Here is a 21029-nt window from a genome sequence, read left to right on the forward strand (position 1 = left end):
AGCCAAGACTGTTCTGTGCCTTCACGCGCTCTTGAGCGGCGCACACGTGGTTTCCAGCCATTTTTTGGCCGTTGGGGGTAGGTGTGGGCCAATGAGGTGCAGCACCCGCGCATGGTAGGCATCTAGAATACTCGTATCTTCCGTGCCGAGACTCTTTGCGTCAATCAGGCGGCGGTCGAATGGGGCAAGGGTAAGTGTTTCAAACTGGTAGCTGGGGCGCGTGCCCTCAGTTGCTGGCAAAGGCTGTACCAGCACCAGTGTTTCTAGCCGGATACCATAGGCGCCGGGTTGGTAATAACCCGGCTCGTTAGAGAGAATCATACCTGTATCGAGGGCAATGGCGTTGGGTATTTTGGAAATACGCGCAGGGCCTTCATGCACAGATAAAAAGCTGCCTACACCGTGGCCAGTGCCGTGGTCGTAATCTAACCCGGCTTGCCATAGGTCAAACCGCGCAAGGCTATCGAGCGCTGAGCCAGTGGTGCCTTTGGGAAAACGCGCCCGGCCTAAGCGCAAGTTCCCTTTGAGCACACGGGTAAAGTTTTCTTTTAAGGCGGGGGCTGGGGTGTCTGGCCCTGTCCAGATAGTACGGGTGACATCGGTTGTGCCCTGTGGGTATTGGCCGCCGCTATCTATAAGATAGACCTCGTTTTGCTGTAAGGTACGGTCTGTCTGGGGGGTGACACGGTAGTGAATAACCGCCCCGTTGGGCCCAGAACCTGAAATGGCGGGAAACGACTCACCGCAATATTCGGCGCCTTCGGCCCGGAAGCTCTCAAGTTTTTCGGCCGCTTTTAGCTCGGTGGTGCCTTGGCCCTCTGTATCGAGCCAATGCAGGAAACGGCACAGGGCTACGCCATCTTTTAAGTGGGCGGTGCGGGTGCCGTCTTGCTCGGTTGGGTTTTTTAACGCCTTGGGCAGCAGGCAGGGGTCTGGGCTTTCCTGCACGGTAGCGTTGTGGTGGCTAAGGGTTTGGGCAAACCACACGGCATTAGTAGCGGGGTCAACCCCAACGGTTTTACCGCTTAGGCTAGCCAGTACGCGCTCAAGCTGTGTGGGTTCATGCACGCGAATATCTGGGCCGAGCCATGCCCGTACAGGCTCTGGTAGCTTGCTGGCGTGCAAGAATAAATCCAGCGTGGCATCGGCATGCAGCAGGGCAAAAGCCAGCACAACGGGCGTGCAGGGAATGTCTGAACCACGAATATTGAGCAACCACGCAATAGATGCGGAATCGCTCAAGACAGCAGCATTCTGGCCAAGGTGTTGGAGTGTGTGTGCTAGGCGGGCACGTTTGCTTTGCGCACTTTCACCCGCATAGCTAAGGGGGTGAATAACCGCTGGCCCTGCGGGAAAAGCAGGGCGGTCGTGCCAGAGGTGGTCGATGAGGTTTGTGGGGGTGGGCACAAGGCTATAATTTTGGGCAGCGGCTTGAAAAGGCCGGAGCTCAGCTTGGCTCATAATGCGTGGGTCGTACCCAATGCGTGCGCCTGTTTTGGTATGTGCTTGTAGCCATGCTGGGGGTGGGTTTTGGTAAATATGCTCACACGCCCAGCAGGTTTGGTCTACTTGCTGTTCTAGCTGGGTTGTATAGCGGCCATCTGAAAAAACGGCGGCGTGGTCTGCTAACACAAGGGCAAGCCCCGCACTGCCGGTAAAATTGGTAAGCCATGCCAGCCGCTCTGCACAGGCGGGGGTATATTCGCCCAAAAACTCATCACCATGCGGGACAATAAGCCCGTCTAGCCCTTCGTGTTTTAAAAGGGTGCGGAGGGCCTCTAGGCGGCTGGCGGAGGGAGAGAGCATAGCAAAAACCCTTACTGGTCTGGCGTAGGCAAAATGGCTGGCGGGCTATTTTTTTAGCTTTTAGGCAAACAGCCCCCTGATAAGCGGTGTGCGCGGTACTGGCAGAGCGGGGGGCTGTTTGGGGTTAGGGTGGTTAATGGGTTTTGGCTGTATAGGGCTGGCGTAAGACAAGGGTTGCCCAGTCGCCTTCAAGGAAGGTTTTTTCAAGCACCAAACCCTGCCTGCTATGGGCTGCCAGCACCATACGAATTTGGGTGCGGAGCAGACCTGCCAAAATAACTGTACCGCCGGGGGCAAGGTTTTGTGCAAGGTCTTTGGCCATAAGGCAGAGGGGGCGTGCCAGAATATTGGCAAACACAAGGTCGTAGGGGGCTTTGCGCCTAATTTCTGGGGTGCGCCAGCCGTTACCCAAGCGGCAGGTAAGAGCACGGCTTAAGCCGTTGCGGGCCGCATTTTCTGCCGATACGCGCACAGACCAAGGCTCGATATCAACCGCCAACACTTTTTTATGCAAAAGGGCGGCGGCGGCCATAGCCAGAATACCAGAGCCACAGCCAAGGTCTAGAATACGGCGGGGGTTACGGTGGGCAATGCTTTCAAGCGCGCGCAGGCAACCACGGGTAGAGCCGTGCTCGCCCGAGCCAAAAGCCACCCCGGCATCAAGGGTAAGCACAATGCGGGTGGCGTTTTTGGTGTCTGGCAAATGGGTGCCACGCACAACAAAACGCTGGCCCACCTCTTGCTCAGGGAAAGCCTCGTACGTCCGGGCCAGCCAGCCTTCTGCCTCGGTTGCTTCACGCGTGAGGTCTGCACTAACACCGCTGGTAAGCTGGGCGAGGGTAAGGGCCGTTTCCAGTTCGTCATCGCGGTGGCCAACATCTTTTACGCCTTCAACGCGCCAAAGGGTGCCTTCTGGGTTGGCCTCAAAAATACCAACGGTGGTGCAAACGGCACCAATGGCGCTTTCATAAGCCTCAACCGCGGCTTCAGGCACGGTTACAGTGACCGTTTCTAGGGCGGTGGCGTGTCTGCGGGGTGGAACGGCCATTAAATTCTAGACTTTCTCGATAAAGGAGGAGAGGAGGCGCTTGGTAGCACCGCTTTCAAAAATCACTTCAAGCTGGTGGCGGTCTGCCCCAATAATAACGCCTACGCCAAAGCGAGGGTGGCGCACTTGGTCTCCAAGCTGAAAGTTGGGAAGGGTGGTACTTGCGGCGAGCGGGTCTTGCCGCCTGCGGCTGGTAAGGGGGCCGTTGTCAAAAACAGACTCGCTTAGGTTAAGGCCACGTGGCTGTGTGCCGCCGTTGTTTTTACGCACAACGTGCTCTTCTGGCAGTTCGTCCAGAAAGCGGCTTGGCATAGAGGGCTGCCAGTTAGCGTAAATACGCCTGCGGTCTGCATGGTAAATAAGAGCGTGTTTTTTGGCGCGGGTAATGCCCACGTAAGCCAGCCGACGCTCTTCTTCCAGCCCTTTAAGGCCGCCTTCATCTAATGTGCGTTGGGAGGGGAAAACACCTTCTTCCCACCCCGGTAGAAACACAATATCAAACTCTAGCCCTTTTGCGCCGTGTAGGGTCATGAGAGAGAGTTTGGCGTCTCCGGCGTTTTCGTCATGCTCCATAACGAGGGCCACATGTTCTAAAAATTCGCCAAGGGTGCCAAAGTCTGCCAGTGCGCGGGTGAGTTCTTTCAGGTTTTCGAGCCTGCCCGGTGCCTCAACCGAGCGGTCGTTGCGCCACATGTCAAGGTAGCCGCTTTCTTCAAGCAAAAACTCTAGGGCGACCACGTGCCCTTCACGCACAAGAATGTCGCGCGTGCTGGAGAGGGCGTCCATCAGTTTGGTAATTTCTGCGCCCATTTTGCCTTTAAGGCCGCCTTCGGCCACCAAGGCTTGGGTGCCTGCGGCCAAGGGCACCTGGCGTGCGCGGGCGGCAGCGTGCAGTTTTTGCAGGCCAGCAGGGCCAACGCCACGTTTGGGCACGTTGATGATACGCTCAAACGCGAGGTCATCTGCTGGTTGGTGCAGTATGCGCATATAGGCCAAGGCATCGCGTATTTCGGTGCGTTCGTAAAAACGCACGCCGCCAACAATGCGGTAGGGTAGGCCGGTTTGTACCAGCCGTTCTTCAAACGCGCGGGTTTGAAAGCCTGCACGCACCAAAATGGCCATTTCTGCCAAAGAGGCCCCTTTGGCGCGAAAGCTCTCGGCTGCATCGCACACAGCGCGCGCTTCTGTGTCTGAATCCCACACGCCGGTTACGCGCACTTTCTCGCCGCTGGCATCATCTTTGCCAGAGCGCAGGGTTTTGCCCAAGCGCTCACCATTATGCGCAATAAGCCCGGCGGCAGCGCCTAGAATATGCTGGGTAGAGCGGTAATTACGCTCTAGGCGTACAATTTGTGCGCCGGGAAAATCTTTTTCAAAGCGCAGAATATTTTCAACCTCGGCCCCGCGCCAAGAATAAATAGACTGGTCGTCATCTCCCACGCAGCAGATATTTGATTGGGTGCCAGAGCGTTTGGCCAGCAGGCGCAGCCAGAGATACTGTACGGTGTTGGTGTCTTGGTATTCATCGACCAGAATATAACGAAACAGCCGGTGGTATTGCTCAAGCACATCGGGGCGGGTGCGCAATATTTCAGTGACATGCAGCATCAGGTCACCAAAGTCGCAGGCGTTTAAGTCTCGCAGGCGGGTTTGGTAGGCTGTGTAAATGGCGCGGGCGTGGCCGTTGGCAAAGTCTGTATCATCGGCATCGGTTACGCGGGCGGGGGTTAGGCCACGGTCTTTCCAGCGTTGAATAACGCCCATAAGGCCGGGGGCAGGCCAACGTTTGGTGTCGAGCTGCCACGGTTCCATAACTTGCTTGAGCAGGCGCATCTGGTCGTCTGTATCAAGAATGGTAAAGCTTTGGGTTAGACCAGCATACTCAGCATGGCGGCGCAGCATACGGGCGCACAAAGCATGGAAAGTGCCTAGCCATAGCCCTTCAACCGCTTCCCCTAATATAACGCCAACGCGCTCGCGCATTTCGCGGGCAGCTTTATTGGTAAAGGTTACCGCCAGAATTTGCCACGGTTTGGCCCGCTCCGTGAGCAAAATATGCGCAAAGCGGGTGGTGAGCACGCGTGTTTTGCCCGTGCCTGCTCCTGCCAGCACCAGCAAGGGGCCATCTGTGGTTTCAATGGCGGTGCGTTGCTCGGGGTTGAGGCGCGCCAAATAGCCTTCACCCTCCCCGGTAGAGGATGGCAAATGTGGTGCGGGGGAATGGTCTGACATATTCACGCGCCCTTTATAGTGCGTTGTCGTGCTAAGGCCAATTGGAGCCCCCCAAAAACAGGCAAACCTTTTTTAGGCTATTTTAGCCTGTGATAGGGGGCTGGGTAAGTGTTTTACAGTTGGTGTGTTGCGTGGGCGCTGTGAAATTTTATTTGCGTAAAAATAAAATACTGCAACGTTAAGGCAAAGCCAGAGCAGTCTAGGCAGTTTTTAAAAGAGGCTCTAGGGTGAGCGATGTTGTCAAACGCTATGGTAAGTGATGCGTAACATGCCAGCAGGGGCACGATAGAGCGCGTGGGGCAGACTTTTGCCAGCACTGGCCCTGTGGGGCACAGAAAACGCATGCGTAGCCGTGTGGCGCGTTATGGGCCAATGGGTCTGGCCGACTATGAAATACTGGAAATGCTGCTTTTTCCCGGTGTGCCACGGCGCGATACCAAGCCATTGGCTAAGGCGTTAATTAACACGTTTGGGTCTTTAAGTGGGGTGCTCGGGGCAAGCCCACAAGAATTGCGGGCTACTGGCGTGAGTGCGGCCAGCGTTGGGTTGTTAACCCTTATACCTGATATTGCCCAAAAACTGGGCGCCCCAGAAGAAGCCGAGCGCGCTGATATAGGGGAGTGGAGCCGGTTGCTGGCCTATTGCCAGAACAACTTTGCCACCGCGCCGCTTGGGCAAATGCGTGTGCTGTTTTTAGACGTAAGAAACCAATTATTGGCTGATGAGGCTGTGCCCGAATATGGTGCGGGTGTTAGTGCATCTACAAAAGGGGCCACACGGCTTGACGCACCACCCTTGGCGTTGGGGCCTGCTGTGGGAGCATTATTGCATAGGGCGCTTGGGCATAATGCGTCTGCCCTTATTACGGTGCGGTTGGTAGAAAATGGTGTTTCTTGCGCGCAGGCGCTCCAGACCGATACGCCTTTTGTGCAAGAGCTTTTAAAAGCAGCGCCCCTGTTAGCTCTTGAGGTTTATGACCATGTTTGCCTTAAAGGAAAGCAGTGGTTGAGTTTTAGAGGGTCTGGGCTGGGAGAGTGGTGAGCAAGCAAAACCAATCTTTGCCCATGCGGCCCAAACTTGGCCGAAAACAGGCGATGGCAGATGCCTCTGGCTATAAGTTAGAGCCAGATAGTACTGTGCTGCCTATGCCTGCATGGCAAAAAACTGCGGCCTTTTCGTCTTTATCTGTGGAGCGGTCTCTTTTAGCGACTGTGCCTGAGCGGGTCTTGCTTGCCCGGCTTTTGTTGGCCATCGCCCCGAAAGAAAAAGCTATTGATGCCTTAGTAGAGTCTTTGCTGGCGCAGTTTGGCTCTTTGGCCGGTGTGGTAAGTGCCCCCAAACATGCGCTTGAGGCTATTTTAGGCGAAGGCGCAGTGTTAAGTGTCTATTTGCAGCTTGTGAATGACGCAGCGCGGCGCATGCATTTAGCCCGTTTGCAAGTGGGCAGCACCTTGGCAGACCGTGCGCAGCTTATGGCGTACTTGCATACCGTTATGGGGCAAGAGGCTATTGAGCAGGTGCGGGTTTTGTTTTTGGATAAAAAGCACCACCTATTAGCCGATGAAGTAACCGGCCGTGGTACCATAGACCATGCGCCGGTTTACCCGCGTGAGGTTGTGCGCCGTGCGTTAGTGCTACACGCCCATTACCTTGTATTAGTCCATAACCACCCAAGTGGCGACCCATCACCTTCTGCTGCGGATATTGATATGACCCACCGTATTGCACAGGCCGCCAAGGTTATGGGCCTGTGTGTGTGGGATCATATTATTATTGGGGGTGGGCGCATGGTAAGCTTGCGAGAGGAAGGGTTTTTGTAACCCAACTCCTCCCGCAGCATGTTTTGCGTGTGGGGGCATGGCCAGCCCCCGGGGCAGGGGTTAGTTTTCTGTGGTGTCTGGTGTTGCCAAGGGGCCAAGTGCGTCTTGTATGCCTAGTGCGCCGGGCAGGCCGCTATAGGGGAAAACAAGGTTAACATGGCCCATTTTGCGGCCCCGCCGTGCTTCTGCTTTGCCGTAGAGGTGGGGCAGAAAAGTGGGGGTGGCGATAATTTGGGGCCATAGGGCCATGTCGTCCGGGCCGATAAGGTTTTTCATAACGGCATCAGCATGGCGTTGTGCGGGGGGCAGGGGTAGGCCTGCCACGGCACGAATATGCATATCAAACTGGTCTACCGGGCAGGCATCCATTGTCCAGTGGCCAGAATTATGAGGCCTTGGGGCAATTTCATTCACAAGCAAATTGCCTGTGCGGTCTATGAACATTTCAACGCCCAGAATACCAATAAGCTCTAGTTTTTCGGCAATAGTGGTGGCGAGTGTCTGGGCTTGCTGTGTGAGTTCTGGTGCAATGGGGGCCGGGGCAACCGTTATGTCTAGAATACCATTGCGATGAAAGTTTTGTGCAGGGTCAAAGCAGCGTACGGTGCCATTGGCGCCGCGCACCACCATAACGCTTATTTCGCAGGCAAAATCGACCATGCCTTCTGCCACAAGGGCACGTGGGGCAAGGGCTGCGTAGGCCTCTGTTAGCGCATCTGGGGTGTAAACGCGCCGTTGGCCTTTGCCATCGTAGCCGTCCCGCGCGGTTTTGAGGATAAAGGGGAAACCCAGTTTTTCAGCCGCGACCTGTAATGAGGCGTGGTCTGTAACCGGGTGCCACGGTGCAATGGGCACCCCTGCTTGGGTAAGAAAAGTTTTTTCGACAGATCTGTCTTGGCTGGTGCGTAAAATAGCCCCAGATGGCCTAACCGGGCAGTGTTGGGCCAAGCAGTCCAGACCGTCTGCGCTGATGTTTTCAAACTCGAAAGTAACAACATCAACCGCGCGGGCAAACTGCTCAAGCACGGCAAGGTCGTCGTACGCGCCAAGGGTGATACCGCTTGAAACCTGTGCGGCGGGGCCGTTGGGGTCTTGGGTGAGAATATGGGTTTTAAAGCCAAGTTTGGCGGCCGCCATGGCAGACATACGGCCAAGCTGCCCCCCGCCAACAATGCCAATAACGGCATTGGGGCCAAGGGCTGAAAAAGGAGTGGGGGTCATTTGTCTTCAGGTGTTGGGGCGTTAGCGACAGAGGCTGTCTGGATAGCGCGCCATGCTTCTAGGCGGCCAGCGAGTTCTGTATCGTGCAAAGACAGGATAGAGGCCGCAAGCAAGGCGGCATTTTTTGCCCCCGATGCACCAATGGCCAAGGTGCCAACGGGTACGCCGCCGGGCATTTGCACAATAGAAAGCAGGCTGTCCATGCCTTTAAGCGCGCGGGATTCGACGGGCACACCGAGCACGGGCAGGCGTGTCCAGGCTGCGCACATGCCGGGTAGGTGCGCAGCACCCCCTGCGCCTGCAATAATAACAGACAGCCCCCGGCCCGCAGCGCTTTTGGCGTAGTCTGCCAAGCGGTCTGGGGTGCGGTGTGCAGAGACAATGAGCGTTTCGTGCGGAATTTCAAATTCCGTCAAAATTGCATCTGCATGGCGCATGGTTTCCCAGTCTGACTGGCTGCCCATGATAATGCCAACCTTGGGGCTGGCCTGTGTGGCCTCAGACGTGGAGGTGGGGAGAGGGACTGTTTCGCTCACTTTTGGGGTCTATCCGTTTTAAATGCAGGAAAGTCAGGCAATATCATCGGGGATAAGCTGGCTTTCAAGCCATGTGATGCGGTCTCGGAGCAGGAGCTTGCGTTTTTTGAGCCGCTGGAGGTGAAGCTGGTCAACGACACTTTCATCATAGGTCAGGCGGTTGATGATGGTGTCCAGATCGCGGTGTTCACTGCGGAGTTCGTGAAGCTGGCCAAGCAGTAAAGCACGATCTTTCAGCATGTTCTCTGGTCTCCTGAGGGGCGAACGTGCTGATTATGGGGGGAGTTTGCCCGACACGCCAGTGATGTTGTGGCAATTCAGCATTTTTGTTCTGAAGTGCAACGTTTTGGCCGTTTAGGTATGTATTTGTTGCATAGCTTTCATGTTATTTTAAGGAAAAAAACATGAAAATTTCCGAGGTTTCTACGTTACAGTTTTATGACCATCAACCGAATGGAGGCAAACCATGACACTCCTGTCCAGGATTGAAAGTCTGAAATCTCGCCACTCACGGATTGACCAGAAAATTTCCTCAGAAGGGGGCCGCCCGCGACCAGATGCGCGTGTGCTTATGACCCTCAAGCTCGAAAAGCTTAGGCTTAAGGAAGAAATAGAGCGCCTTTCTTCTTGAAAGAAGGCTGCGTTTGCTTAAACGCAGTTTTGCGTAAGGCACCTTAGGTTTGGGGTTTAAAGACCCCCTACACACGACAAAGCCGCTGCGGAGCAAAGTTCCCGCAGCGGCTTTTTTATTATTCTTCGCCGGTGCGTTCTGGCTCTGCGTAGTCGTTAAGTTCTGCTGGTGGTTGCGGAATTTCCTGCCCGGCGCGTTCAAGGCGCAGCGTGGCAGCCTGCACGGCAGCGTTAAGGTCTGTCTGGCTGCATAGGCCAATGGTTACGGGGTCACGCGGTTTAATGTTGGGCGTGTTCCAGTGTTGTTTGTTGCGCACTTTGGCAATGGTGTCTTTGGTGGTGCCAAGCAGCTTAACAACTTCCTGATCGCTCAATTGCGGGAAGTTACGCAGCAGGAAGGCAATGCCATCTGGCCGGTCGTGGCGTTTGGCAACCGGGGTGTAACGTGCGCCTTTAGAGCGGCGTTTAACTGGGTTGTTGTGGGCCAGAATTTTCAGTTTTGCATCGGAGTTGGCTTCGCAGCGGGTAATTTCTTCCTGCGTAAGCTGGCGGTTGGCAATGGGGTCGTACCCGACAATACCGTGGGCAACTTCGCCATCTGCAATAGCCTGCACTTCTAGGGGGTGCATACCGCAGAACTCGGCAATCTGGCCAAAGCTGAGAGCTGTTCTTTCAATAAGCCACACGGCGGTGGCTTTAGGCATCAACGGTAGGGTCGTCATTCGTTCCATCCTGTCGTCGGGCGGCGCTAGCGCAGGCACCGGTAGAGAGGGACGGTTCGGAACCTTATCCGAAAGCCCGCGTGCCTGCCGGCGCGCATGTGTTGCGATGATATGGAGGGAGCGTGCCCACAAGGTCAAGAAGCAAATGCATGAAACAAAAAAAGGAGGGGCTAAAACCCCTCCCTTCTGTTTGGCCTAAGTGAGCACCATTCTTGCTTTAGGCGGCTGCCGCAGGCAGCACATCTTGCGTTTGTGGGCTGGGAGCCTGGGTAACCTGTTGGCTGGGGTTAACCGTGCTTGGGGTTTGTGGGCCAGCTTGCACGGGTATGCGGCGTGGTTTGAGGGCTTCTGGCACAATTTGGCGCACAGCAATGCGCAAAAGGCCGTTATTGAGTTCTGCCCCAGTCACTTCAACATGGTCGGCTAGGGCAAAGCGGCGTTCAAAAGCACGGCGTGCAATGCCGCGGTGCAGAATTTCGCCTTCGTTTTGTGGGTCTGCCACACGGCCAGAGACAACAAGGGTGTTGTCTTGCACAATCAATTCAATATCATCTGGGCCAAAGCCTGCTACGGCCATAGTGAGGCTATAACTGTCATTGCCAGTTTTAGCGATATCGTATGGTGGGTAGCTAGGGGCTGCTGTGCTGCGTGCGGCTGTGTCCATTACCTGTGCCAGGCGGTCAAAGCCAATGGCAGAGCGGAACAGGGGGGCAAAATCGTATGTCATGGGTGTAAAACCTCCTCGTTTAGCAAGGTTTTGCCGCTAGGCTAAAAGCCTCCGGTAGGCAGGCTTGGGCGGCATAAACAGTAAACCAAAAACCCCATGTTGGGCATTTCTGACAGTCTAAACGTGGAAAACCCCACCCCTTGTTTCAAGAGGTGGGGCTGCATAATTTTTACACCATGCGCTTGAAGTAAAACTTACTTCGAGCGGGTGCCAATGCCAGCAAAGCGTTTGTTGAACTTTGCCACCTGGCCCCCGGTGTCAAGCATACGCTGTACGCCAGTCCATGCTGGATGAGACTTGGTGTCTACGTCCAGACGCAGCGTGTCGCCGGGCTTACCGTAGCAAGAACGGGTCTTGTATTCGGTGCCGTCGGTCATGATGACGTTAATTTCGTGGTACTCAGGGTGAATGCCGGGTTTCATGATGGCTCTTTCTTTTCAAACAAAGCTGTCCCGATACCGACCGGGCTATGCGTGCGAGTGCCTATACCCATGTGTGGCCTCTTTATCAACAACTCTTACGCAGAAATTCTGCCCCACGCCTGCTTTGTTTGGGTGTGTGGCCATTTGATGAGTTTGTTAATAACAAAAAAACAGAGTATTTTTTCTGCTTTTAGTAACGGTTTTTTCTTTAAATCTTGAAGAAAAATTGTAAAATACAGTATAACTTAGCGCTATTACACTACGAGTAGGAATGTCTTTATGGCTGATGGAAAAATCTCGGTGCATACACCGGGTTGGGTTACCGAATTTCGTGCGTTTATCATGCGTGGCAATGTTGTTGACCTTGCCGTTGGTGTGATTGTGGGTGCAGCGTTTACAGGCATTGTTAACAGCTTGGTAAAAGACGTGTTTAACCCCCTTATTGGGCTGCTTATTGGCGGTATTGATTTTTCTAACCTGTTTGTGACCCTTAAAGGGCCGCATTTGGCAACCTTGGCAGAAGCACAAAAAGCTGGTGCCGTAACCATTAACATTGGTTTGTTTGTTAATACCGTTATTCAGTTTCTTATTACAGCTCTGGTTATTTTCTGGGTTGTAAAAGCATTAACCCGTATGCATGTGCGTGAAGATGCCAAACCGGCAGAAGCACCAGCCCCAACCAAAACCGAAGTGCTGCTTGAGCAGATTCGCGATGAATTGGCTGCACGCCGGGTTTAAGGCATAAATAACGCACCTTGTGTGCGTTTAAGCCAGTTTGCGGGAAAGATGAGTTGCGGTAGGCTTCGCCCATGAAGCACCGTGGCTTTTCTTTCCCGTTTTTTTTACGCCGTGCCCTTTGGGCACGTAGTGGTTTGGTTGGGCTGTTTGTGCTGGCTGGCTGCCAAGTGGCGCCACAAAGCCTTACCTTACACCCAACACCTAATACGCTGGTTTATTCTTATATTATAACCAACGGCATGGCGCGGGGCCATATTATGGCCGACAGGCTGAGTGATGCGCAGCTTATGACATTGGCAAGCGCAGACCATACAGCGCTTATGGCCATTATTTTGGCGGCGCACCAACCTACGCGGCGTAATTTTGACCTCGCGAATCAGGCGATGGAACTCTACCTCAGCACGATTGATGAGGCCCCAACGGCCCCGACAGGAGCGGCTGTCGCTAAATAGGGTATAGGTGCGGTTGCGCCAGCTATTGGGGTAAAGCATTGTGCCAATAATTTTTAAAGGTGGCGTGCCTGTAACCGGCGCAGTACCTGTGTAAGGCGATGTGGTTTAAGGGGGGCCGCTGTATCTGGCTGAGTACTTGCTGGGTTGATGGCGGGCAGAGTGTGCCAGACGCAACAAAGCAGCCTTCAAATAGAATAAAATTGTTCGCGCTTAGAGACGCTCGCCATAGGGCAAGTTACTTGATCCGGTGTGTTCTGTTTTGGTTTGTGAATGCAGCTTCTTTGCCCAGATAACGGAGCGCCGTGGTTATAAGCGGCTTTATTGGCCCCCCACAATATGCAGCGTGAATTTATTCAACCGTACATTATTGAAATAGCCGCTGACGTGACCCAACAAAAAAAGGGGCCATAAGGCCCCTTTGAGTCTAAGTGGTCTCTTACGCTTTTTGCGGTGGTTGAGCGCCGCGCTTCAAGCGGCCTTCGCCCATAAAAAGCAGGAGGGGGGCAGCAATGAAGATAGAAGAAGATGTGCCCACCACAATGCCAAAAAGCATTGTCCATGCAAAGCCAGACAGGGTAGCGCCACCCCATAGAGCAAGTGGGAGAGAGGCTAAGAAAACCGTGGAAGACGTGCCCAAGGTACGGTTGAGCGTTTCATTGATTGAAAGGTCAATAAGCTCACGCAGGGGCATGGTGCGGTATTTGCGCAGGTTTTCACGCACGCGGTCATACACCACCACTTTGTCGTTGGTGGAGTAGCCAAGAATGGTCAAAATTGCGGCCACCATAACCAGATCAAACTCAAAGCCGGTGAGTACCAAAAAGCCCACGGTTTTTGTGAGGTCGAGCACCAGCGTAATAACGGCGCTGAGAGCGAATTCCCACTCAAACCGGAACCAGATATAGCCCAAAATCATGGCTAAGCTTAGGCCCAGTGCCAGCATACCGTTACGGAACAGTTCTGAGGAAACAGAGGCCCCAACGGCATCAGCCCGCAAGACGGTGGTGCCGGGTTGTGCATCTGCCACGGCGTGGCGCACGGTATCGACAATGGTGTTGGTTTGCTGGCCCTCGCCCGCATCAAGGCGGATCAGCACATCGTCTGGTGCGCCAAAAGCTTGAATGGAGGCGTGGGTGATGTTGTGGGCGGCAAGTGCACTACGCAGTTTTGCAAAGTCTGCCGGGCCGGTGGTTTTGGCTTCAACCACAATACCGCCCCGGAAGTCTAACCCCAGTGTTAGGCCGGGGTAGAAGAAAAGCCCGAGAGAGGCCAGAGAGAGCACTGCCGAGGTAATAAGCCCGGCAAAGCGCCCACGCATGAAGTTAATGTGGGTATCTTTGCGTACAAAACGCAGCAGAGGACGTCCGAACATGATGCGCCTCGTCTCAGACCGGCAGGCTGGATGGGCGCGTACGCGCATACCAGCGAACCATAAGCAGTCGGGAAAGAAGAAGGGTGGTAAACAGTGTGGTGGCAATGCCGATGGTAATGGTAAGGGCAAAACCACGCACAGGGCCGGTGCCAAACACAAACAGCATAACGTGTGCCAGCAGGGCCGTGGCGTTACTGTCTACAATGGTAGAGGTGGCGCGCTCAAACCCGGCTTGCATGGCGGCAAGGGCTGTGCGGCCACGTGCGACTTCCTCACGGATACGCTCATTGATGAGAATATTGGCATCAACAGCCATACCGAGTGTGAGCAGCATACCGGCCATACCGGGCAGGGTAAGTGTTGCCTCAAACAGAGAGAGGATAGCCACCATGAGCACTAAGTTGGCAAAGAGGGCTACGTTGGCATACCAGCCAAAGCGCCCGTAAAACAGCGCCATAAACAGAATAACCAGCACAAAACCACACGCCAGGCTGATAATGCCTGCCTTAATGGAATCTGCCCCCAAAGACGGGCCAATGGTGCGCTGTTCAACAACGCTGAGGGGGGCAGGAAGTGCGCCAGCTCGCAGCATAAGAGCAAGGTCTGTTGCGCGCTGGGCGTCAAACCCGCCGGTAATCTGGCCGCTACCACCCGTAATGGCTGTACGGATAACGGGGGCCTCGATCACTTTATTATCGAGCACAATGGCAAAGCGCTTGCCTACGTTGGCCTGAGTAACCGTAGAGAACGCGTGCGTGCCCAAAGAGTCGAACGAGAAAGAGACGGCCCATTCACCCGTTTGCGAATCAATGGCGGCACCGGCGTTGGTCAGGTCTGTGCCATCAACATCGACATGGTCGTAAACGGGTAGGGGGCCACCTTCAGAGGGGTTGGCCATAGGCACTAAGGTCACGCCCGGTGGGGGCGCTGCCGCGTGCATAGGGTTGGAATCGACCAACCTGAAGGTCATTTTTGCGGTAGTGCCCAGCAGGGTTTTAATGCGCTCTGGGTCGCTTACGCCGGGGAGTTCAACCACAATGCGGTCATCACCCTGCCGGGTAATTTCGGGGTCTACCGCGCCGGTTGCGTCAATACGGCGGCGCACAATTTCGATAGACTGTGTAATAGCCTCACGCGCGCGGGCGGTTACGGCTTCAGGCGCAAGTGTAAGAGCAATATGCCCGTCATCTTGCTTGGTAACCGCAAATTCGTGCGGGACAGCGCGGGGCAGCTTGTCTAGGGCGGCAATATCAGCGTCGGTTTCTGCCGGGGTACGGGGCAGAAACGTGATGCTGCCTTTTTCAACATTGGTTTCAATGTTGCGGTAGCCCAGTTGGCTTTTGATCAGCGTATCACGCGTGCTGTCTGCCAGGGTTTGCAGGCGGTCATGCGTCAGGCTTTTCAGGTCGATTTGCATGAGCAGATAAGACCCGCCGCGCAAATCCAACCCAAGGTGGATTTGCCGCCAGGGCATGGACGGGAAGGGGTTGCGCAGGCCATTTGGCAGGCAAAGAAGCAGACCTAATAGGCATACACCCAGTACCGAGGCCATCTTGAGGCGGCTGTAATACATTCTCACCTGAATCAATCGGTTTTTGTCGGGCGGAACATGCCGCTCCCGTGCGTGTGATGCAACACTCCAAGCAACGCGGTGGGGGTGCTTGGAGCCATTCTTGGCAAAAAAGTGGCACAGTTGCATCACTTTAGACAGCTAAAAGCCGCAGGAAACGGCCATTTGGTGTGGTGCGGAGAAAAAAGCGGGGGTGGGGGCAGAAAATTTGCGCGCAGGCAGTATTTTTTGCATTTTTGAGCACAGCACTTTGGGTTAGGCCCAAGGACTGCTACCGCTGCATGACAGAGCTTAAACCGGGCATTGAAGGGGCAGTCTATGCAAAACAGCTTGCGCGTGGGGGTTATTGGGGCCGGACATTTTGGCCGTTACCATGCCTTAAAAATACGCGATGTGGCGCGTGAGACTTTGGTGGGGCTGTTTGACCCGGATTCTAAACGGGCGGCAGAGGTTGCGCAGGAAGCAGGCTGCCCGGTTATGACATCGGTCGATGATCTGCTGGCGGTGTGTGATGCCGTGGTGGTAGCGGCTCCGGCTGAGTTCCATTTTGAACTGGCGGTGCAAGCCCTGCGTGCTGGCAGGCATGTGCTGGTTGAAAAACCCGTAGCGGCAACGCTGGAGCAGGCTGATTTTTTGGTAACTCTTGCGCAAGAAACCGGGCTTGTGTGCCAAGTGGGGCATTTGCTGCGCTATTCGGCTGAGCATAAGGCCATTACCCAACGCATTAGCCGCCCCCTTTATATTGAAGCCACCCGTATTGCCCCCTTTAAGCCACGCGGCACAGATGTGTCTGTGATTCTTGACCTCATGATTCATGATCTGGATTTGGTGCTGGCTATTGTAGAGAGCCCTATTGCCCAGGTTGACGCATTAGGGGCTGCTGTTAGCTCTGCCCACGAAGACATAGCCAATGCGCGTGTACGCTTTGAAAATGGCTGTGTTGCGACCATTACCGCCAGCCGTATTTCTCTTAAGACCGAGCGGCGTATGCGCCTGTTTTCTGAGGAAGGGTATCTCTCAGCCGATTTTGGCAAGCGGGAATTGACCATGATCGGGCGGGAGCGGGGTATGCCATTGCCGGGCACGGGGGGCTTCCGCCGAGAATCGATCTCATGGAAAGACAGTGATTCGCTTTATGCCGAGCACGAAGCCTTTGTTGCCGCCTGCTTAGAGGGTGCCCCTGTTGTGGTTGATGCCCGCGCAGGCCGCCGTGCGCTTGAGGCCGCATTGGCGGTTGCTGATGGCATAGAAACCACGCGCCGCCGTATGGAGCTGTCGGGGTTAATTGAGGCCCGTTAAAAAAAGACGGTGACTGAAATATTTTATGATCGCTGAAAACTGCGGCAAAAACGCAAAGCAAGTCTTTTTTTGGTGTGTTTAGTCAAAAAAATCACTAGATATAGGGGACACTTTCGAGCAAGAACGCGAGATATGGTGTGGCCCGCAGGGTGCCGACACAACTCAACTACAGCACTATCAAACGCAAACGGAGCAAATGATCCATGAGTCTTGTCGACGTTCAGGAAAATGAAAGCCGTTGTTCTGAGCCACGGGAACCTGGGGCTTGTGATCTGTTTGCGCCAGACCAGCTGGAAGATATGGTGCAACTGCCAGGCCACCACCAAGTACGCGTAGACCGCACGCGTGATGCCCTGCTGACCCCCTTTGGTAAAGCCACGCTCGATAACCGCTACCTGCTGCCTGATGAAAGCTATCAGGATCTGTTTGGCCGCGTGTCGTCTTACTACGGGGCAGATGCCGCCCACGCACAGCGTATTTATGACTATATGAGCCAGCATTGGTTTATGCCCGCCACGCCTGTGCTGTCTAATGGCGGCACAACGCGGGGCCTGCCAATTTCGTGCTTTTTGAACGAAGCCAGCGACAGCCTTGATGGTATTGTGGGGCTTTGGAACGAAAACGTGTGGCTGGCCAGCCGTGGGGGCGGCATTGGCTCTTACTGGGGCAATTTGCGCTCTATTGGTGAGAATGTTGGCCGTAACGGCAAAACGTCTGGTGTTATTCCCTTCATTCGTGTGATGGACAGCCTGACACTGGCTATTAGCCAAGGCTCTTTGCGCCGTGGCTCTGCTGCTGTGTACCTGCCTGTCTGGCACCCTGAAATTGAAGAATTTATTGAAATTCGCCGCCCAACAGGGGGGGACCCAAACCGTAAGGCGCTTAACCTGCACCACGGTATTTTGGTGTCTGATGCCTTTATGCGCGCGGTTGAAGCTGACGAAGAATGGGGCCTTGTTTCCCCCAAAGATGGCTCGGTTATTCGTAAGGTGTCTGCCCGTGCATTGTGGATCCGTATTCTTACGGCCCGTATGGAGCAGGGCGAGCCCTACATTGTCTATTCAGACCACGTAAACAACGCACGCCCTGAGCACCACAAGCTGGCTGGGTTGGAAGTAAAAACCTCCAACCTGTGTGCCGAAATTACGCTGCCAACTGGTATCGACCACCATGGCAAACAGCGTACTGCCGTGTGCTGCCTGTCTTCGCTGAACCTTGAGACATGGGACCAGTGGAAAGACCACCCGCAGTTTATTGAAGACGTTATGCTGTTTTTGGATAACGTGTTGCAGGACTTTATTGACCGTGCCCCGCCTGAAATGCACAAGGCGGCTTACGCTGCCATGCGCGAGCGGTCTGTGGGCTTGGGGGTTATGGGGTTCCATTCTTTCCTGCAAGCTAAAAACCTGCCATTTGAAAGCGTGATGGCTAAGGTTTGGAACAAGAAGATTTTCAAGCATATTCGTGAGCAGGCCGATGCGGCGTCTCGCAAGTTGGCAGACCTGCGCGGGCCGTGCCCCGATGCGGCTGAATACGGCGTGCATGAGCGTTTTTCTAACAAAATGGCTATTGCGCCAACGGCGTCTATTTCCATTATTGCAGGGAATGCCAGCCCCGGTATTGAGCCGATTGCGGCCAACGTGTTTTTGCAGAAAACCCTTTCTGGCTCGTTTACCGTGCGTAACCGGCACCTGCAAAAATTGTTGCAGCAAAAAGGCAAAGATACAGACGAAGTTTGGTCTCACATTACCCTGAGCAAGGGCAGTGTGCAGGGCTTGGACTTTTTGACCGATGACGAAAAAGACGTGTTTAAAACCGCCTTTGAGCTAGACCAGCGCTGGATTGTGGAACACGCGGCTGACCGCCAGCCCTTTATCTGCCAGGCGCAGTCTATCAACCTCTTCCTGCCTGCTGATGTGCATAAGCGTGACCTGCACCAGATACATTATATGGCATGGAAAAAAGGCCTGAAGTCTCTGTATTACTGCCGCTCTCTTTCTATCCAGCGTGCAGATACGGTCAGTAACGTGTTGACCGCAGCAGACGTACAGGCCGCAGAGCATGCACAACGTGCCGGTGCGGCTGCACCAGCGCCTGCCACCAGCACCGACTATGATGAGTGCCTTTCTTGCCAGTAATGGCAAGAAGTGCTTCTAGTTATTTGTTTTTAAAAGTTTATTCCTTTTTCTGAAGGAGCCCGCCATGAGCGAAACACAGGCCGGAAACGGCGAACAGGAACAGCATTTTGACCTGCTGACCTCTAACCCGGTTTATAAGCCGTTTCGCTACCCGTGGGCGTATGATGCGTGGTTGACCCAACAGCGCCTGCACTGGTTACCAGAAGAAGTGCCTCTGGCTGATGATGTAAAAGACTGGCACCGCGTGTTGAACGACACAGAGCGCCATCTGGTTACGCAGATTTTCCGCTTCTTTACGCAGTCAGACGTTGAAGTGAATAATTGCTACATGAAGCATTACAGCCGGGTGTTTAAGCCCACTGAAGTGCTGATGATGCTCTCTGCGTTCTCTAACATCGAGACCATTCATATTGCCGCGTACAGCCATTTGCTGGACACGCTTGGCATGCCCGAAGAAGAATATTCTGCATTCCTTAAGTATAAGGAAATGAAGGATAAATACGATTACATGCAGGCGTTCTCTGTGGACAGCAAGCATGAAATTGCCAAGACACTCGCGGCTTTTGGGGCCTTTACAGAAGGCTTGCAGCTCTTTGCATCCTTCGCAATTTTGCTCAACTTCCCACGGTTTAACAAACTTAAGGGTATGGGGCAGATTGTCTCTTGGTCTGTGCGTGATGAAACACTGCACTGCCTGTCTATTATTCGCCTTTTCCGGGTGTTTGTGCACGAAAACCCTGAAATTTGGACGGACAGACTGCAACAGGAACTGCGCGAAATTTGCGCAACCATTGTTGAGCATGAAGAAGCATTTATTGATCTGGCGTTTGAAATGGGGCCGGTTGAAGGCTTGGATGCGCAGCAGGTTAAAAGCTACATTCACTTCATTGCTGACCGCCGCCTGATTCAGCTTGGGTTGGAGCCGCTTTATAACACGACAAACAACCCTCTGCCTTGGCTGGACGATATGCTGAACGCAGTGGAACACACGAACTTCTTTGAAAACCGTGCGACCGAATATAGCCGTGCGTCTACCTCTGGCACATGGGAAGAAGCGTTTGAGGCTTCCGTGTTCGAGTAAGACCGTCCTTCGGTTGAATCCTTAAAAAAGGCTACCTGTTAAAGGGTGGCCTTTTTTATTGGGGCGTGGGCGTAACGGTGGGAGAGTGCGGTTAACTCTGGCGAGTTAAAGAGTTGTTTTTAAAGAGTATGGCTTGCGTAAAGGGTCGCTCTGGTGTGAGGCCAGAGCCAGAGCCAGAGCCAGAGCCATGGGCTTTGAGCGTGGTGGTTTGAATTGGTGGCGCCTAAGACAAGGTAGGTGCTCAAAAGGCCTGCGTGGTTTCTAAAAAAGCATTTCTACCCCTAAGCAACATGCTTCCGTTTGTGGCTTGTTGTTGCACGGAGGGTAGAAAAAAGGCTTGCCTTGGGGCGCTTACGGGCTTGAGCCGTTGCCGTTGCCGTTGCCGTTGCCGTTGCCGTTGCCGTTACCGTTGGGTGGCTTGTGGCTGGTAAGGGCGTGGTGTGCGGGTAGGCTGTGTTGCTGTGAGAGTAAGGGCGTGGCCTTCTTTTAAAATAAGGCGGCTTTGAGGGGTAAAACTGCCATCTGCCTCGTGCAGAATAAGGCCGGGCAAAATGCGTGCGGGGCTGCGCACGCAGTAACGGGCCTGCACAATGATAAGGCGTGCCTCACGCCCTGTTTTGGGCCAGAGGGGGCATAGGGTTATGTCCCCAAAATTATGGTGCGTGAGAGCGCCACAGGCTTCTGCCAGCAAGGTTGCGGGTAGAATAAGGGTTAGGCTGCCTTTGTAGCGTAAAAGGCGTGTGCAGCCTTTTACCCATGCCTCAAGCGTATCGGGTTGGGCGCGGCGGGCAAGGTCGCGCCGTGTGTGTGGCGAGGCTGTGCCCAGTGTTGGGTGCCAAGGCGGATTCGCAAAGCAGTGGTCAAAACGGCCATAGGGCAGGTCTGGTGGCAGGCTCTGGGGAAAATAAACATTAAGGAGCGTGACTCCGGTACGGCCGTTAGCGTCCAGATTATGCTGAGCCAGAGCGGCTGAGGGAGAATCTGCCTCGATACCCCACAAGTTCAGTCCTGTTATGCGTTGGCTCAAACATAACAGGCCAGCCCCCGCGCCGCAGCCAATTTCTGCTACGCGTTGGCCGGGCCGGGCTGGCACGCAAGCGGCCATAAGCACAGGTTCTAGGCCGGTTCTGTTGCCAGAAATAAACTGGTCGTAAAGAATTTTTCCGGCCATAAGAGTACCAGAAGAGAGTGGGGGGAGTGCGGACATGCCCGGCC

Annotated in this window: 20 protein-coding genes; 8 read left to right on the top strand and 12 right to left on the bottom strand. The window is 54.4% G+C overall.

Annotated elements, in window-relative coordinates:
- Positions 1-21 precede the first annotated feature (21 nt).
- The 3 genes from Abor_RS09465 to Abor_RS09475 form a co-directional block, all read right to left on the bottom strand.
- Positions 22-1806 carry an aminopeptidase P family protein gene (locus Abor_RS09465; protein ID WP_048841633.1) on the bottom strand — a complete coding sequence of 595 codons (1785 nt, stop codon included), beginning with the start codon at positions 1804-1806 and terminating at the stop codon, positions 22-24.
- 133 nt (positions 1807-1939) lie between these two features.
- The gene (locus Abor_RS09470; protein WP_048841634.1) at positions 1940-2854 is read right to left on the bottom strand and encodes a 50S ribosomal protein L11 methyltransferase; all 915 of its coding nucleotides are present in this window, start codon (positions 2852-2854) and stop codon (positions 1940-1942) included.
- Positions 2855-2860: 6 nt separating this feature from the next.
- Positions 2861-5086, bottom strand: a complete 2226-nt coding sequence (locus Abor_RS09475) for an ATP-dependent helicase (RefSeq protein WP_048841635.1) — start codon at positions 5084-5086, stop codon at positions 2861-2863.
- 342 nt (positions 5087-5428) lie between these two features.
- On the opposite strand from Abor_RS09475, the gene Abor_RS09480 reads away from it, so the two are divergent.
- Positions 5429-6127: a JAB domain-containing protein gene (locus Abor_RS09480; protein WP_052946415.1), complete on the top strand. Its 699-nt coding sequence runs from the start codon at positions 5429-5431 to the stop codon at positions 6125-6127.
- The gene (gene radC / locus Abor_RS09485) at positions 6124-6906 is read left to right on the top strand and encodes a RadC family protein (RefSeq protein WP_052946416.1); all 783 of its coding nucleotides are present in this window, start codon (positions 6124-6126) and stop codon (positions 6904-6906) included. The genes Abor_RS09480 and radC overlap by 4 nt, the downstream gene beginning before the upstream one ends.
- Positions 6907-6966: 60 nt before the next feature.
- On the opposite strand, the gene Abor_RS09490 is transcribed toward radC, so the two are convergent.
- The 3 genes from Abor_RS09490 to Abor_RS09500 are packed head-to-tail and all read right to left on the bottom strand — an operon-like array spanning position 6967 to position 8903.
- Positions 6967-8127 carry a 5-(carboxyamino)imidazole ribonucleotide synthase gene (locus Abor_RS09490; protein WP_048841638.1) on the bottom strand — a complete coding sequence of 387 codons (1161 nt, stop codon included), beginning with the start codon at positions 8125-8127 and terminating at the stop codon, positions 6967-6969.
- Positions 8124-8663, bottom strand: coding sequence for a 5-(carboxyamino)imidazole ribonucleotide mutase (gene purE / locus Abor_RS09495; protein WP_084594480.1), 540 nt, complete (start codon positions 8661-8663; stop codon positions 8124-8126). The genes Abor_RS09490 and purE overlap by 4 nt, the downstream gene beginning before the upstream one ends.
- 33 nt (positions 8664-8696) lie before the next feature.
- The gene (locus Abor_RS09500) at positions 8697-8903 is read right to left on the bottom strand and encodes a YdcH family protein (RefSeq protein WP_048841639.1); all 207 of its coding nucleotides are present in this window, start codon (positions 8901-8903) and stop codon (positions 8697-8699) included.
- A 226-nt stretch (positions 8904-9129) separates the two neighbouring features.
- On the opposite strand from Abor_RS09500, the gene Abor_RS09505 reads away from it, so the two are divergent.
- On the top strand, positions 9130-9294 hold the full coding sequence (locus Abor_RS09505; protein WP_084594481.1) for a YdcH family protein: 165 nt from the start codon (positions 9130-9132) through the stop codon (positions 9292-9294).
- Positions 9295-9412: 118 nt separating this feature from the next.
- Here Abor_RS09505 and Abor_RS09510 read toward each other — a convergent pair whose 3' ends face one another.
- The 3 genes from Abor_RS09510 to rpmE all read right to left on the bottom strand — a co-directional run bounded on the left by Abor_RS09510 (position 9413) and on the right by rpmE (position 11164).
- Positions 9413-10015: a DUF1013 domain-containing protein gene (locus tag Abor_RS09510; protein ID WP_048841640.1), complete on the bottom strand. Its 603-nt coding sequence runs from the start codon at positions 10013-10015 to the stop codon at positions 9413-9415.
- 217 nt (positions 10016-10232) lie between these two features.
- Positions 10233-10742, bottom strand: a complete 510-nt coding sequence (locus tag Abor_RS09515) for an Hsp20 family protein (RefSeq protein WP_048841641.1) — start codon at positions 10740-10742, stop codon at positions 10233-10235.
- Between the two features lie 194 nt (positions 10743-10936).
- The gene (gene rpmE, locus Abor_RS09520; RefSeq protein WP_048841642.1) at positions 10937-11164 is read right to left on the bottom strand and encodes a 50S ribosomal protein L31; all 228 of its coding nucleotides are present in this window, start codon (positions 11162-11164) and stop codon (positions 10937-10939) included.
- A gap of 279 nt (positions 11165-11443) precedes the next feature.
- Here rpmE and mscL point away from each other — a divergent pair, with 279 nt between their 5' ends.
- A complete protein-coding gene (mscL, locus tag Abor_RS09525) occupies positions 11444-11902 on the top strand; it encodes a large conductance mechanosensitive channel protein MscL (protein ID WP_048841643.1) in 459 nt (152 codons plus the stop codon).
- Between the two features lie 71 nt (positions 11903-11973).
- Positions 11974-12354, top strand: a complete 381-nt coding sequence (locus tag Abor_RS09530; protein WP_048841644.1) for a hypothetical protein — start codon at positions 11974-11976, stop codon at positions 12352-12354.
- Between the two features lie 436 nt (positions 12355-12790).
- On the opposite strand, the gene secF is transcribed toward Abor_RS09530, so the two are convergent.
- Positions 12791-13726 (bottom strand): protein translocase subunit SecF, encoded by a 936-nt coding sequence (gene secF, locus Abor_RS09535; RefSeq protein WP_048841645.1) that lies wholly within the window; start codon positions 13724-13726, stop codon positions 12791-12793.
- 13 nt (positions 13727-13739) lie between these two features.
- Positions 13740-15305, bottom strand: a complete 1566-nt coding sequence (gene secD, locus Abor_RS09540; protein WP_179193572.1) for a protein translocase subunit SecD — start codon at positions 15303-15305, stop codon at positions 13740-13742.
- 309 nt (positions 15306-15614) lie between these two features.
- On the opposite strand from secD, the gene Abor_RS09545 reads away from it, so the two are divergent.
- The 3 genes from Abor_RS09545 (at position 15615) to Abor_RS09555 (ending at position 19814) form a co-directional block, all read left to right on the top strand.
- On the top strand, positions 15615-16595 hold the full coding sequence (locus Abor_RS09545; RefSeq protein ID WP_048841647.1) for a Gfo/Idh/MocA family protein: 981 nt from the start codon (positions 15615-15617) through the stop codon (positions 16593-16595).
- 203 nt (positions 16596-16798) lie between these two features.
- Positions 16799-18733, top strand: a complete 1935-nt coding sequence (locus tag Abor_RS09550; RefSeq protein WP_048841648.1) for a ribonucleoside-diphosphate reductase subunit alpha — start codon at positions 16799-16801, stop codon at positions 18731-18733.
- Positions 18734-18797: 64 nt separating this feature from the next.
- Entirely contained in the window at positions 18798-19814 is a 1017-nt protein-coding gene (locus Abor_RS09555; RefSeq protein ID WP_048841649.1) for a ribonucleotide-diphosphate reductase subunit beta, read from the top strand.
- Positions 19815-20217: 403 nt separating this feature from the next.
- On the opposite strand, the gene Abor_RS09560 is transcribed toward Abor_RS09555, so the two are convergent.
- Positions 20218-21021: a tRNA1(Val) (adenine(37)-N6)-methyltransferase gene (locus Abor_RS09560; RefSeq protein WP_048841650.1), complete on the bottom strand. Its 804-nt coding sequence runs from the start codon at positions 21019-21021 to the stop codon at positions 20218-20220.
- Between the last annotated feature and the right edge of the window lie 8 nt (positions 21022-21029).

Origin of the sequence: Acetobacter orientalis (assembly GCF_000963965.1) — a bacterium.
GTDB classification, from domain to species: domain Bacteria; phylum Pseudomonadota; class Alphaproteobacteria; order Acetobacterales; family Acetobacteraceae; genus Acetobacter; species Acetobacter orientalis.